General features: G+C 63.5%; 13 protein-coding genes. 3 read left to right on the forward strand and 10 right to left on the reverse strand.

Annotated elements, in window-relative coordinates:
* Positions 1-31 precede the first annotated feature (31 nt).
* From VOI29_RS03735 to VOI29_RS03750, 4 genes are all read right to left on the reverse strand, one after another.
* Positions 32-655, reverse strand: coding sequence for a class I SAM-dependent methyltransferase (locus tag VOI29_RS03735; protein WP_323776127.1), 624 nt, complete (start codon positions 653-655; stop codon positions 32-34).
* A gap of 24 nt (positions 656-679) precedes the next feature.
* The gene (locus VOI29_RS03740) at positions 680-1,420 is read right to left on the reverse strand and encodes a phosphatidylcholine/phosphatidylserine synthase (RefSeq protein ID WP_323776097.1); all 741 of its coding nucleotides are present in this window, start codon (positions 1,418-1,420) and stop codon (positions 680-682) included.
* Positions 1,421-1,717: 297 nt separating this feature from the next.
* The gene (locus VOI29_RS03745; RefSeq protein WP_323776098.1) at positions 1,718-2,926 is read right to left on the reverse strand and encodes an aminopeptidase P family protein; all 1,209 of its coding nucleotides are present in this window, start codon (positions 2,924-2,926) and stop codon (positions 1,718-1,720) included.
* A 214-nt stretch (positions 2,927-3,140) separates the two neighbouring features.
* Positions 3,141-3,926, reverse strand: coding sequence for an alpha/beta hydrolase (locus VOI29_RS03750; RefSeq protein ID WP_323776099.1), 786 nt, complete (start codon positions 3,924-3,926; stop codon positions 3,141-3,143).
* Between the two features lie 196 nt (positions 3,927-4,122).
* Here VOI29_RS03750 and VOI29_RS03755 point away from each other — a divergent pair, with 196 nt between their 5' ends.
* Positions 4,123-5,595, forward strand: a complete 1,473-nt coding sequence (locus tag VOI29_RS03755) for an NAD-dependent succinate-semialdehyde dehydrogenase (RefSeq protein WP_323776100.1) — start codon at positions 4,123-4,125, stop codon at positions 5,593-5,595.
* 301 nt (positions 5,596-5,896) lie between these two features.
* On the opposite strand, the gene VOI29_RS03760 is transcribed toward VOI29_RS03755, so the two are convergent.
* From VOI29_RS03760 to VOI29_RS03785, 6 genes are all read right to left on the reverse strand, one after another.
* Positions 5,897-6,361 carry an Hsp20 family protein gene (locus tag VOI29_RS03760; protein ID WP_323776101.1) on the reverse strand — a complete coding sequence of 155 codons (465 nt, stop codon included), beginning with the start codon at positions 6,359-6,361 and terminating at the stop codon, positions 5,897-5,899.
* Between the two features lie 134 nt (positions 6,362-6,495).
* Positions 6,496-7,311 (reverse strand): trypsin-like serine peptidase, encoded by an 816-nt coding sequence (locus VOI29_RS03765; RefSeq protein WP_323776102.1) that lies wholly within the window; start codon positions 7,309-7,311, stop codon positions 6,496-6,498.
* On the reverse strand, positions 7,308-8,066 hold the full coding sequence (locus VOI29_RS03770) for a trypsin-like serine peptidase (RefSeq protein ID WP_323776128.1): 759 nt from the start codon (positions 8,064-8,066) through the stop codon (positions 7,308-7,310). The genes VOI29_RS03765 and VOI29_RS03770 overlap by 4 nt, the downstream gene beginning before the upstream one ends.
* Before the next feature lie 151 nt (positions 8,067-8,217).
* Positions 8,218-9,540, reverse strand: a complete 1,323-nt coding sequence (gene glcF / locus VOI29_RS03775) for a glycolate oxidase subunit GlcF (protein WP_323776103.1) — start codon at positions 9,538-9,540, stop codon at positions 8,218-8,220.
* A gap of 3 nt (positions 9,541-9,543) precedes the next feature.
* Positions 9,544-10,650, reverse strand: coding sequence for an FAD-binding protein (locus VOI29_RS03780; RefSeq protein ID WP_416361479.1), 1,107 nt, complete (start codon positions 10,648-10,650; stop codon positions 9,544-9,546).
* Positions 10,651-10,689: 39 nt separating this feature from the next.
* The gene (locus VOI29_RS03785) at positions 10,690-12,138 is read right to left on the reverse strand and encodes an FAD-linked oxidase C-terminal domain-containing protein (RefSeq protein WP_323776105.1); all 1,449 of its coding nucleotides are present in this window, start codon (positions 12,136-12,138) and stop codon (positions 10,690-10,692) included.
* Positions 12,139-12,232: 94 nt separating this feature from the next.
* Here VOI29_RS03785 and VOI29_RS03790 point away from each other — a divergent pair, with 94 nt between their 5' ends.
* Complete coding sequence (locus tag VOI29_RS03790) at positions 12,233-12,955, forward strand: DUF599 domain-containing protein (protein ID WP_323776106.1); 723 nt, start codon at positions 12,233-12,235, stop codon at positions 12,953-12,955.
* A 35-nt stretch (positions 12,956-12,990) separates the two neighbouring features.
* On the forward strand, positions 12,991-13,347 hold the full coding sequence (locus VOI29_RS03795) for a hypothetical protein (protein WP_323776107.1): 357 nt from the start codon (positions 12,991-12,993) through the stop codon (positions 13,345-13,347).
* Positions 13,348-13,400: the final 53 nt, after the last annotated feature.

Genomic DNA, 13,400 nt, shown 5'->3' on the forward strand with positions numbered 1-13,400 from the left:
CTCCGGGGCCGCTTCGCTGAACTGCGCCGTTTCACATGGTTTGCAGCTTGCTCAGCACCAGAAAGGTCATCATTCCGAAGGGCGGAATGCTCTCCTGCCGCTCGATCTTCAGCCGGTCCTCCTGCAGCACCGTTTCCAGTGCGAAATCCGAATGCCAGCCGATCACATTGGCCAACGGAGCAGAGAGTTTTTCCAGCGACGCCCGCACCCCCTTGCCGCTTTTGAAGTGGTTCGTGATCACCACCTCGCCTCCGGGTTTCAGGACGCGCGCTATCTCACGCATCACCTGTTCCGGATCCGGCACCACCGACAGCACATGCATCGCCGCCACGGTGTCAAAGGAATTGTCCGGAAAGTCCAAGCACCGCGCATCCATCTGGCGCAGTTCCTTGACCTGGCTCAGGCCCAGCTCCTGCACCTTTCTTTGCGCCTTCTTCAGCATGTCATGGCTGAAATCGATGCCGGTCACCTGCAGATGCGGTGCGTAATGGCGCAGCGACAGCCCGGTGCCGACACCGACTTCCAGCACCCTGTCCTGACGGGTGTTGATATAGAGGGCCGCACGGCGGCGGCCCGAGCGCGTCACCGCGCCAAAGGTCTTGTCATAGACCGGCGCCCAGCGCGCGTAAGATTCTTCAACTGCCTTGATATCCAATTCGTCCCTCCCGGACGTCATGGGCTAGTCCTTTGGATTTGAAACCAGCCCCCAAATCACCATCACAACGTAGCCAACGCATAGCACAACCAGCACCGTCCACGCATAGGTCAGTAATGCCGCAGCAATAAAGGCAAAGCCGACAAGCAAGTATTTAACATTCTCGCGGGAGATTTTAACCGCCTTTGGCGACCAGGTCTGAATGTGGCTGATCATTGCCAATCCGATCACCACCATATGCAGGCAGATCAGCAGCTCCGGCAGCACTACCTTGCTGTCAAAGGCAAAGGCGGCAAACATCGGCAGCAATGCCAGCAGCGCGCCGGCAGGCGACGGGATGCCGTCAAAATAGCCGCTGCGCCCCTTTGGCGATTCCTCCGACTTGGTGCTGACATTGAACCGCGCCAGCCGCACCACGCAGCAGACCGAAAACACCAGAACCGAAATCCACCCGGCTCCGCGCACGTCCTGCAAGGCCCAGAAATAGATCACCAGCGGCGTGGCAACACCAAAGTTCAGAAAATCCGCCAGCGAGTCCAGCTCGGCGCCCATCTTGCTTTCACTGTGCAAGGCACGGGCCAGCCGCCCGTCCAGCCCGTCCAGAACCGCGGCCAGGATGATCATCATCACCGCCAGGGAATAATTCCCGAAAACCGCAAAGCGGATCGCAGTCAGGCCGGCACAGATGGCGCCAATGGTCATCATGTTCGGCATCAGCTGGATCAGCGCAAATTCGGATTTCTTCTTTTCCGGGGTATCATACATTGCGGTGGCTCTTTCTTCCTCGCGGGGCGCTGGGGCACGCCGCGGCCCTTTGGCGGCCTTTGGGGCAAACCGCGGAGTATAAAATCAGCGGCTGTTTCAGCCGTGGCGCACATATGCCCCAAGCAGCGCCCCGGTGCAATGTGTGCAAACCCGCACCCGGCCGCCGGACGCGCAGTGTACATGCGACAGCCTGGCAAAGGAAATGGCACCGTGCATCGCACGGTGCCACGCCCAACTGTGAAGGTCTCCCACCGGGAGGCCCTGAACAGACGGGAGAGGCCCGCCTGCCGTCTTCAATTACCCGACGACGTTGAACTCCGGCCCATAGGGGTACTTGGTGATGTTCTCATTGCCGTCTTCATGGATGATCAGGATGTCATGCTCGCGGTAGCCGCCGGCACCGGGCTGGCCATCCGCAATCGTCAGCATCGGCTCCATCGAGATCACCATGCCCGGCTCCAGAACCGTATCGATATCCTCGCGCAGCTCCAGCCCGGCCTCGCGGCCATAGTAGTGCGACAGCACCCCGAACGAGTGGCCATAGCCGAAGGTCCGGTACTGCAGCAAGTCGCGCTCTTCAAAGAAGGCGTTGATCTTGTTGGTGATCCCCGCGCAGCTTGCGCCCGGCTGCAGCAGCGAGATGCCGTATTCATGGGCCGCCACATTGGCCTCCCAGATCTTCAGGCTCTCGGCATCCACTTCCCCCGCGAACATGGTCCGTTCCAGCGCGGTGTAATAGCCGGAGAACATCGGAAAGGTGTTCAGCGACAGGATATCACCCCGTTTCAGACGGCGGCCGGTGACCGGATTATGGGCGCCATCGGTATTGATGCCGGACTGGAACCAGACCCAGCTGTCACGGTATTCCGCATCCGGGAAACGCTTGGCGATCTCCAGTTCCATCGCATCGCGGCCCGCCATCGCCACGTCGATCTCGCGCACGCCTTCCTTCACCGCAGCGCGGATCGCAAAGCCGCCGACGTCAGCCACCGCAGCACCGGCACGGATCATGTCCAGCTCGGCCGCGGATTTACCCATCCGCTGGCGCATGGCCGGCTCATAAAGATCCACCAACCGGGACGGCGCCAGGAAGCTCTCCAGTTTGGCCTTCTGCATCAGGGTCAGGTGATCGCTCTCATAGCCGACAACCGCGCCGGCGCCGCTGACCGACTTGATCGCGCGCCAGAAGTTGTCGCGCTGCCAGTCGGTATAGGTGATGTTGTCACAGAACGACCGGCGCCAGGGCTGGCCCGCATCGATACCGGCCGAGATGGTCACGGCTTCGGACGCGGTCACCACCATGCCGTAAGGGCGGCCAAAGGCGCAGTAGGTGAAGCCCGAGTAATAGGAGATGCTGTGCATCGAGGTGAAGACGGCGGCGCTCACCCCGGTGTCAGCCATGATCTTGCGCAGACCATTGAGGCGCGCCTCGTATTCGGAGACGGCAAATTGCAACGGCGCTTTTTCGCCATTGTGAAAACGGTACATTTCAGGACGTGCAGTCATATCAGACCCTTCCTTCTTACAAGAAAGGTCCCGGCGTTCAGGACAGTTTTGGATTTTAGGGCACCATGTATCCCATGCGGCGACGCCATCGCCTGGCCCTTGGCCGGATTAATGGGCTGAAATCAGGATTCTGGCAAGAACAATTTTCCGGCCGTTACCTGCACCCCGGAAAGGCGGGCGCCCGCCGTCCGGCCTACCGGCCGGACAGAAGCTTTCAATTCACGATCAGCGCCACCAGATCGCTTTCGGGATCCGCCAGCGGATCGATCACGTTGAAATGGTGCTTGCCAAAGGCGATCACGTGATCCGCCTCCCAGGCCTCCACCAGCCAGATCGCCTGATCCAGAAACGCCGGACGCTCCTCGCCGCCAACCCAGACCGTCACCTCTGCCGGATAACGGTCCTGCATGTCCACCGGGCTTTCGGCAATGGCCGCGGCGGAATCCAACTTGAACTTCTGGTTCATCGAGGTCCGCAGCAGGGGGCGCAAATCCGCCAGCGGCGAGATCGGGATCACCGTCTTGATCCGCGCGCCCACCGCTTCCGGCAGCAGCGCCCTGTCCAGCATCCGCGCCACCAGATGGCCGCCCGCCGAATGGCCCGCCAGCGCAATCGGCCCGGCAACCTCCTCCGCAATCCGGGCCACCGCAGCCGCAATCTGCCGGGTGATATCCGCTATCCGCACCTCAGGGCACAGATCATAGGACGGCATCGCCACCGCCCAGCCATGCGCAATCGCACCGCGGGCCAGATGCGACCAGGAGCTTTTGTCGAAGGCCAGCCAATAGCCGCCATGAACAAACACAAACACGCCCTTGGGCGTGCCCTCCGGCAGGAACAGGTCCACGCACTGCCGCGCCCCTTCGCCATAGGGGATATCCAGCCGGGCGCGCTCATGCAGGCTGTTGCGGAAATCCTCCGCCGACGCGGCCCAGCGCGGCGGGTAGCTGCCCGCATTTTCGATATATGCCCCATTGGCATAGGCATCATCCAATTCCATGCCCAATCTCCCCTGTTCTTATTCTTTGCGGCTACCTGACAGTCTGCCACAGGACATGTCAAATTGCCCGCCTGAAAAATTCCGGCCTCTGCGCGCGGCGGTTGATTTGATCAAATTCTGGACTCATCAATGTTTCTGGACTTAGTTAGGCACAGCTGATTTCCATTCCAGCGACAAAATATCCGGGAGGCCCGCAATGCTCGACACAACCACAGACCTGAAATCCCTGCTCAAAGATCCCAGCCTGCTGGAAACCCGCGCCTATATCGGCGGCCAGTTTGTTGATGGCGAGGACACTTTTGACGTGACCAACCCCGCCCGCGGCGACGTGATTGCGCAGATGGCCGATATCAGCCGTGCGCAGGTGGCGGGTGCCATCGCCCAGGCCGAAGCGGCGCAAAAGGACTGGGCCAAGTGGACCGGCAAGGAGCGCGCCAATGCGCTGCGCAAATGGTTCGACCTGATAATGGAAAACCAGGAGGACCTGGCGGTGATCCTGACCGCCGAGATGGGCAAGCCGCTGGCAGAATCCCGCGGCGAGATCGCCTATGGCGCGTCTTTCATCGAGTTTTTCGCCGAAGAGGCCAAGCGGATCTACGGCGAGACCATCCCCGGCCACCAGCGCGACAAGCGCATCACAGTGCTGAAGCAGCCGATCGGCGTCGCCGCCTCGATCACGCCGTGGAACTTCCCCAACGCAATGATCACCCGCAAGGCCGGCCCGGCCCTGGCCGCAGGCTGCGCCTTTGTCGCCCGCCCTGCCGCCGAGACCCCGCTGTCAGCCACGGTGCTGGCAGTGCTGGCCGATCGCGCAGGCATCCCGGCCGGCGTCTTCAACGTGGTGCCCTCGTCGCGCGCCTCCGACATCGGCAAGGAATTCTGCGAAAACAATGCGGTGCGCAAGCTGACCTTCACCGGCTCCACCGAAGTCGGCCGCATCCTGATGCGCCAGGCCGCCGACACGGTGATGAAATGCTCGATGGAACTGGGCGGCAACGCGCCGTTCATCGTGTTTGACGACGCCGACCTCGATGCCGCCGTCGAAGGCGCAATCATGTGCAAATTCCGCAACAACGGCCAGACCTGCGTCTGCGCCAACCGGATCTACGTGCAGGCCGGCGTTTACGATGCTTTTGCGGACAAGCTGAAAGCCGCGGTCGAGAAGATGAATGTCGGCGACGGCCTCAACGACGGCATTCACTTCGGCCCGTTGATCAACATGGAAGCGGTCGACAAGGTGCAGGAGCATATCGCCGACGCCACCTCCAAAGGCGGCGAAGTGATCCTGGGCGGCAACCCGTCGGAACTGGGCGGCAGCTTCTTCCAGCCGACCATCGTCAAGGGCGCAACCCAGGACATGGCCTTCGCCACGGACGAGACCTTCGGCCCGCTTGCGCCGCTGTTCAAGTTCGAGGACGAGGACGAGGTCATCGCCATGGCCAATGACACCATTTTCGGACTGGCGTCCTATTTCTACGCCAAAGACCTGAGCCGCGTGTACAAGGTTGCCGAGGCGCTGGAATACGGGATTGTTGGTGTCAACACCGGCATCATCTCCACTGAGGTGGCTCCGTTCGGCGGCGTCAAGCAATCGGGCCTGGGCCGCGAAGGCAGCCACCACGGCATCGAGGATTACCTGGAGATGAAATACATCTGCATGGCAGTCTGACCCGCTGACGGATCAACGTGCAATGGCCGGTGCCGGGTCAGCGGCCCGGCCGCCTGGCGGATGGCGCCGGCCCAGGCGGTTTCCGTCTCCGGATCCAGCGCCGGCCCCGCTCAAGCCATCGCGGGCGATCAAATGCGCTGGCGCGAGTCACCATTCACAGCCCGAGTGTGCTCTGAAAACCCTGACGACCAATTGCAACGCAGAGCCATTACCGGTGCCTGTCCCCGCGGGGACAGGCCGGCAAAACAAAAAGCCCCCTGGCAGGACCAGGGGGCTTACAGGCTCGAACAGGAACGCGGGATCAGTTGACCGCGGTGGCCTCGATCTCGGCCCGGTTCGAGCGGGAGGAGGAGATTTCGATCCGGCGCGGTTTCAGCGCCTCCGGCACTTCGCGGTGCAGATCGATATGCAGCATGCCGTTTTCATGGCTGGCACCGGTCACGCGGACGTGGTCGGCCAGGGTGAAACGGCGTTCAAAGGCGCGGGTGGCAATGCCGCGGTGCAGGAAGGTGCGGTCGTCGCCGTCTTCGGCCTTTTTGGCGGCCACCACCAGCGCGTTTTCCTTCACTTCGACGTTCAGGTCGTCTTCGGAAAAACCGGCGACTGCAATCGAGATCCGATAGCTGTCGGCGTCGGTCTTTTCGATGTTGTAGGGCGGGTAGCTGGACTGGGCGGCATCCGCGCTCAGGGCGCGATCCATCAAGCCGGCGATCTGGTCGAAACCGATGGTGGCCCGGTGCAGCGGTGCAAAATCAAAACTACGCATGTTGTCATCCTCATACATGAGCGATTTCAGGGCGCCTTCCCCGCGGGGACAGGCTGGTTTTACTCCGGGCCCCAATCAGCGGCTGCCCGGATAGACCTGAGATAAGAACGGAAAATACGGCTTCAAGAGGGCTGTCAGTCGCCAGCACTCACAAATTTAGCCCCGCCGGCAGAATTGCCGCCGCCGACCCGGATCCGTTTGATCCGCCGGTCAGGAGCGGCCACCGGATTGCGGCGCAGCTGCGCCTTCAGTTCCGCCACCCGCTGCGGCAGTTTCATGCCAAAGGCCACCTGCCTGCCCCGGTATGTGCCGCCGCCCGAGACCAGCGCCAGGATCCGCCCGCGGCCGCCGACCCGGGAAAACACCGGCGCTCCGGAAGAGCCGAAAGTGACATTGCAGTCGATCATCAGAACATCACCGCTTTCGGCCATCAGATTGCACTGGCGCTGGCGCGACAACGCCTCGGCGCGGCCCTGGCCATAAGAGGTAACGGAAATATTGCTGCCGTATTCGCGCCCCGAATGCAGCGCAAAGGCATCCGCCTGGCCGCTGGGCACCGGCGCAGCCAACCGGATCAGCGCCACGTCGTGGCTGATGTTTTGCAGATCCAGCCGTCCCCGCGGGTTGAACCCCGGATGCGCGGCGATCTGCAGACCCTGGCGTTCGGCGATCGCCACCCCGTCGCGCAGGCCCGCACGAAAGGTGATCTGCTCTGCTGCGCGCAAAGTCCTGTTGCGGTCATAGACGCAATGGGCGGCGGTCAGCACCAGCTCAGGCGCGATCAGCGTGCCGGTGCAAAAGCCCTGGCCGTTCAGCTCCAGCCGGCCAACGGCCTCCCAGCCCAGCAGGTCGTCACGGTCGGTCAGGCGCCGCAAACCCGTGTCCTGGGCCGTTGCCTGTGCAGCGCACGCCAGAGTGGCAACACCCAGTATCAGCGCCCGCCAGATCATTGGCTGATGAACTTCGCACCGGAGGAGCTGCGCCCCTCGCCCACTTTTACCCGGCCAACACCGGGCGGCAGGCGGCCGCCGGTGTTCACTCCGGTCAGCTGCGCCTGCAGCAGGGTCAGTTCCTCGGCCAGGGCAGAGCCCAGCGAGACCCGCTCGCCGCTGACCTCGGCCTTGGCAGAGATCACCGAGACGATCCGGGGAGTGCCGCCCTCGAACGAAAACACCGGCGCTCCGGAAGAGCCGAAATCCACATCGCAAGACATCACCAGGACGCCCTGCTGGCGCGCCATCACCACACAGACCTCTTGCAGCGAAGGGGCCTCGGACCGGTCATGGGCATAGGACACCACCCCGATACTTGCGCCCTTGCGCGGGCGCTCGTCGGTTTCAAACGGGGTCACAGTGGTGTTGCGGATCGGGCGCTGCAGTTGCAGCAGGGCAATGTCGTTGCGGACCCGGTCGGTCGAAAGCTCGCCGTCATAGATATAAGAGGGATGTTCAACCGCCCGCCGCACGCTGCGGTAAGCCGAGGCGCGCCCGTTGCGCCAGCCGGCCAGGAATTCGATGGTGCCGGGGTCGATCCGCGCCTTGGTCTGGCTGTCATACAGGCAATGGGCAGCGGTCAGCACCAGATCCGGCGCAATCAGCGCGCCGGTGCAGAAGCCTTCGCCATTCACGTCAAGCCGCCCGACAGCTTCCCATTTGCGGCCCGCGTCGATTGTGTCCATCCGCTGCAAACGGCTGTCCTGCGCCATGGCCGCTGCCGGCAGCACAGCTGCCAGAACCGCCAGTATCCACTGCCTCACATGACTCTCCTCTGGTCCACAGGTTGGGAGATTACGGGTCCGTTCAGGCAAAATTAGGGCAAATGCAAGCTTTGTGCAGCCAGATTCTTTGGCCACGGCATCAGCGCAGGACCGGCACCTCGGGCGTTTGCTTGCCCGGGGCGGTCAGCGCGGGCGGCTGCGGACCGCCGGCAGCCCAGTCCAAAAGCTCCACCGTGTGCACGATAGGCAGTTCTGTGCCGGATCCGATCTGCATCATGCAGCCGATATTGCCCGCGGCGATCAGATCGGGCTGCCTGGCCTCCAGCGTTTTCACCTTGCGCACCTTCAGTTCGGCCGAAATCTTTGGCTGCATCAGGTTGTAGGTGCCGGCGGATCCGCAGCAGAGATGGCTGTCGGCGGGTTCCACCACCGTGAAACCGGCGCGTTTCAGCAGCGTCTTGGGGTGGGTCTTGATCTGCTGGCCATGCTGCAGCGAACAGGCCGCGTGATAAGCCACCGTCAGCCCGTTGTCCGCGCCCTCGGGCAGCTCCAGCTGCATCAGGAGTTCAGAAATATCCATGGTGCGTTCCGACACCCGCGCCGCATCCGCCGCCAGTGCGTCATTACGGAACATATGGCCGTAATCCTTGACCGTGGTGCCGCAGCCGGAGGTATTGATGACAATGGCGTCCAGCCCCTGCCCGTCCATCTCGGCCGTCCAGGCGCGGATATTTATCGCAGCAGTGGCATGGCTTTCCGCTTCGCGCCCCATGTGATGGGTCAGCGCGCCGCAGCAGCCCGCACCCTTGGCCACCACCACCTCGCAGCCCAGCCGGGTCAGCAGGCGGATGGTGGCATCGTTGATATCGGTGTTCAGCGCCTTTTGCGCGCAGCCAGTCATCAGCGCCACGCGTTTCTTGCGGGGTGCTGAAGGAGCAAAGCTTTGCGGATCGTCGTTGCGGCTGACCGGCGGGATTGTTTCCGGTGCCATATCCAGCATCGCGCGCAGCCGCGCGTCCGGTATCAGCCCCCTAAAGGGCTTGGCGAGTTTCGCCGCCAGCAGCGCCAGGCGGAACCGGCCCGGATAGGGCAGGATCCGGGCCAGCAGCCAGCGCAGGGCGCGGTCGCTCCAGGGACGGTCATAGTGTTTTTCGATATAGGCGCGGGCATGGTCGACCAGATGCATGTAATGCACGCCCGAGGGGCAGGTGGTCATGCAGGCCAGGCACGACAGGCAGCGGTCGATATGCTTGACGGTCCTGGCATCCGGCACGCGCTCGTTTTCCAGCATGTCCTTGATCAGGTAGATGCGGCCGCGGGGGCTGTCCAGCTCGTCTCCCAGCACCTGGTACGTCGGGCAGGTCGCCGTGCAGAACCCGCAGTGGACACAGGACCGCAGGATTTCGTTGGCCCGCGCCGTGCCGGGATCCTGCAGCTGTTTTTCGGTAAAAGTCGTCTGCATGTTTTATCCCATCAAGCCTGCGTTCAGAATGCCGCGCGGGTCGAACTGCTGCCGCAGCCCCGCAGAGAGCGCTGCCAGGGGCCCCGGCTGCGGCTGGAACACGCCAAGCCGCGCGCGGGTATCGGCGCCGGCCCGCACCAGGGTCGCATGGCCCGGCACATTGATCCGCGGCCGCAGATCGGTGCCCGCTGGCAGCAGCGCCCAGATCAGCCCGCCACCCCAGTCGAACTGCAGCGCCTCGGCCTGCAGCCGCGGTGCCAGCGCAACGGCATCGGAGGGTTTCACCGAAATCCGCCAAATGTCCCCCGCCCGCCCCTGAAAGGCGGCGGCATCGCGGATGCCCCGCCACAGAGCGGCGCTCTCGTCTTCGATCCGGGGACTGCCAAAGCCGGCCAATTCCGATACCAGTCTGCGGCATCGGTAGGCCGCTGAGTCTGCGAACCCCTCGACCCGGATATAGGCGGTTTGCTTCTCCGGGTCATAGGCTGCACCGGTCACGTCATAGGGGGACCCCAAAGCCGCGGACATCGCAGCCACCGCGGCACCCAAATCAGCGCCCTCAATGGCAACTGTTGCTGCGGCCTCTGCCACCGGCAGCACCTTCAGCGAGACCTCGCTCAGCACTCCCAGGGTGCCATGGGCGCCGCACATCAGTTTCACCAGGTCATAGCCGGTGACATTCTTCATCACCCGGCCGCCGTTCTTGACAATCTGTCCAGTGCCATCCGCAAACCGCACCCCCAGCAGGTGATCCCGCGCGGCCCCCGCCTGGATACGCCGGGGACCGGAGACACCTGCGGCAATGACCCCGCCAATGGTCGGCTCGCCCTCGGTGCCCAGCAGCACGCGGTGATTCATCGGCTCAAAGGCCAGCCGCTGGTTTTCCGCGGCCAGCAGCGCCTCAACCTCGGCCACCGGCGTGCCCGCCCTGACCACCAGCGTCAGCGCACCCGGTTCATAGAGTTCGACTCCGGACAGGCCTCTGATACTCAGGACTTCACCGTCAATGGCCAGCCCGCGGGTGCCGCCGCCCTGGATGCACAGCGGACCGCTTGCTCCTGCCAGCATTTCGGCCAGTTCGGCCTCGCTCTGAGGTGTCAGCATTTTCATCTTTCCAAAAGCACTCTGGGGTTTGGGGCCAAACCCCGATTATTCAGCCGCCAATGCCGCCGCCCGGCGGCCCTCGCTCACCGCTAGCGGAAACACCTTGGCCGGGTTCAGCAGCCACCTAGGGTCAAACACATCCTTGACCTTCAGCTGCGCCTCAAGGTCCGCGGCGCTGTATTGGTGCAGCATCAGGTCGCGTTTTTCGATCCCGACCCCGTGCTCGCCCGTCAAGCAGCCGCCGGCCTCGACACAGAGCTTCAGAATCTCCGCCCCGAACGCCTCGCAGGTTTCCAGATCGCCGGGCTTATTGGCATCAAACAGGATCAGCGGGTGCATGTTGCCGTCACCGGCATGGAACACATTGGCCACGTCCAGCCCGAATTCCTGGCTCATTTCCCCAATGCGGCGCAGCACAAACGGCAGCGAGGACACCGGGATCGTGCCATCCAGACACATGTAGTCGTTGATCTGCCCCATCGCGCCAAAGGCCGACTTGCGGCCCAGCCAGATGCGGCCGGCCTCTTCCGCATCGCCGGCCTCGCGCAGCTCTACCGGATTGTGGGACCGGGCGATTTCAATGATCAGCCCCAACTGATGGTCGATTTCCGCGGGACTGCCCTCCACCTCGACGATCAGCAGCGCCTCGCACATCGGATAGCCGGCCTTGGCAAAGGCCTCGCAGGCCTCGATGCAGGGGCGGTCCATGAATTCGATCGCCACCGGCAAGACACCTGCCTTGATGATATCCGAGACACAGGCGCCGGCCACCTCGTTGCTGTCATAGCCGATCAGCACCGGCCGGGCGCCTTCGGGCTTGCGCAGGATCCGCAGGGTCGCCTCGGTCACCACGCCCAGCTGGCCTTCGCTGCCGCAGATCACGCCAAGCAGATCCAGCCCCCCGGCGTCCAGATGCGCACCGCCGATCTCCACCACGGTGCCGTCCATCATCACCAGGGTGACGCCCAGCAGGTTGTTCGTCGTCACGCCATACTTGAGGCAATGCGCCCCGCCCGAGTTCATCGCGATATTGCCGGCGATGGCACAGGCCAGCTGCGAGGACGGGTCCGGCGCATAGAAGAAGTCCGCTTCCTCCACCGCGCCGGAAATACTCAGGTTGGTGCGCCCGGTCTGCACCCGGATGATGCGGTTGCCGTAATCCGTTTCCAGCACCGCGTTCATGCGGGCAACACCAAGGATCACACAATCCGCTGTCGGCAGCGCGCCGCCCGCCAGCGAGGTGCCTGCGCCGCGCGGCACCACCGGCACGCCTTCTTCATGGCAGATGCGCAGGATGTCCGAGACCTCCTGCGTGCTCCGCGGCAGCACCGCCAGCAGCGGCGGGCATCTATAGGCCGTCAGCGCGTCGCATTCATAGGCCCGGGTCTCGGCCTCGTCCTGGATCACCGCATCATCAGGCAGCACCGCCAGAAGCCGCTCGGCAAGCCGCGCCTTGCGGGCCAGAATAGCGGGATTCGGGGGTGGCATTTCCATGGCGCTCTCCTATTTGGTAAAATAATATTACCAATCCTCGCCGTCTGACAAGAGACGGATTGCCGCGCCCGGATCAGCCCCCTAGTGTCGGGCCATGATCTGGACCACCCGCCTTGCGCAATTCTCGCTGCTCGACCCCGCCGCGCTCGCCCTGCTGATTGCCGGCTGGCTGTGGATCGGCTGGCGGATCGAGAACCCGCCTGCGGGGCGGCCTTCGGTGTCCTGGCTGATGGCGGATTTCCGGCGCGACTGGATGAAACAGATGGTGGAGCGCGATCCGCGGATCTTTGATGCGCAGCTGGCAGGAAATCTGCGTCAGGCGACTGCTTTCTTCGCCTCTGCCACGATGATTGCAATTGGCGGCGGGCTGGCGCTTATCGGCAATACCGAGCAGCTGGCCGGCGTGGCGGAAGACCTGATCCAGGACAGGGCACCAGCCTTTGTCTGGGAGGTTAAGATCCTGGTGGTGCTGCTGTTTCTGTCAAATGCGTTTTTGAAATTTGTCTGGTCGCACCGGCTGTTCGGCTATTGCTCGGTGCTGATGGCAGCGGTGCCAAACGACCGCACCGCCGCTCTGGCCTATCCCCGCGCCGCGCAGGCGGCAGAGATCAGCATCACCGCCGCGCGCAGCTTTAACCGCGGCATGCGGGCGACGTATTTTTCTCTGGCCGCTGTGGCCTGGCTTGCCGGCGCGCTGCCGCTGGCAGGAACTGCGCTGATCACCGTTGCGGTGCTGTACCGGCGGGAATTTGCCTCGCACTCCCGCACGATCCTGCTGCGGATTCCGCCAGTCAGCAAGGGAGACACAGTTCCGTGACTGCCGCTTCGCATATGCAAGGCAAAGGCGGCGCCATGAGACATCTGTTTCTGCCCCTCGTGCTAAGCGCTGCAGCCCTGCCCGCATGGGCGGCGGAGCCAATGATAGAAGCGGCCGCTGCCCGCCAGTCCGGCGGCGGCTGGAGCGTCAGCGTGACCCTCTCCCACCCCGACACCGGCTGGGAGCATTTTGCCGATGGCTGGCGGGTGCTGGACATGGCGGGAAACGAGCTGGGCCTGCGTGTGCTGGCGCATCCGCATGAGCACGAACAGCCCTTCACCCGGTCGCTCAGCGGCGTGCAGATCCCGGAGGGCACCGCGCAGGTGCAGATCCAGGCCCGCTGCCAGATCGACGGCTGGAGCGAGAGCACTTACGCCCTCAGCCTGCCGTGAGTTCATCTTTCTGAAAAATACTCGCGCCTCAGGCAAGCGCCTGCAAAGCGCCT

This window comes from Leisingera sp. (assembly GCF_034669605.1).
Classification (GTDB): domain Bacteria; phylum Pseudomonadota; class Alphaproteobacteria; order Rhodobacterales; family Rhodobacteraceae; genus Leisingera.

Coding starts and splice junctions, on each gene's coding strand:
- VOI29_RS03755 (WP_323776100.1), top strand. CDS start 4,123: ATGCTCGACACAACCACAGACCTGAAATCCCTGCTCAAAGATCCCAGC.
- VOI29_RS03745 (WP_323776098.1), bottom strand. CDS start 2,926: ATGACTGCACGTCCTGAAATGTACCGTTTTCACAATGGCGAAAAAGCG.
- VOI29_RS03785 (WP_323776105.1), bottom strand. CDS start 12,138: ATGGAAATGCCACCCCCGAATCCCGCTATTCTGGCCCGCAAGGCGCGG.
- VOI29_RS03795 (WP_323776107.1), top strand. CDS start 12,991: ATGAGACATCTGTTTCTGCCCCTCGTGCTAAGCGCTGCAGCCCTGCCC.
- glcF (WP_323776103.1), bottom strand. CDS start 9,540: ATGCAGACGACTTTTACCGAAAAACAGCTGCAGGATCCCGGCACGGCG.
- VOI29_RS03760 (WP_323776101.1), bottom strand. CDS start 6,361: ATGCGTAGTTTTGATTTTGCACCGCTGCACCGGGCCACCATCGGTTTC.
- VOI29_RS03790 (WP_323776106.1), top strand. CDS start 12,233: ATGATCTGGACCACCCGCCTTGCGCAATTCTCGCTGCTCGACCCCGCC.
- VOI29_RS03740 (WP_323776097.1), bottom strand. CDS start 1,420: ATGTATGATACCCCGGAAAAGAAGAAATCCGAATTTGCGCTGATCCAG.
- VOI29_RS03765 (WP_323776102.1), bottom strand. CDS start 7,311: ATGATCTGGCGGGCGCTGATACTGGGTGTTGCCACTCTGGCGTGCGCT.
- VOI29_RS03750 (WP_323776099.1), bottom strand. CDS start 3,926: ATGGAATTGGATGATGCCTATGCCAATGGGGCATATATCGAAAATGCG.
- VOI29_RS03770 (WP_323776128.1), bottom strand. CDS start 8,066: ATGGCGCAGGACAGCCGTTTGCAGCGGATGGACACAATCGACGCGGGC.
- VOI29_RS03780 (WP_416361479.1), bottom strand. CDS start 10,650: ATGAAAATGCTGACACCTCAGAGCGAGGCCGAACTGGCCGAAATGCTG.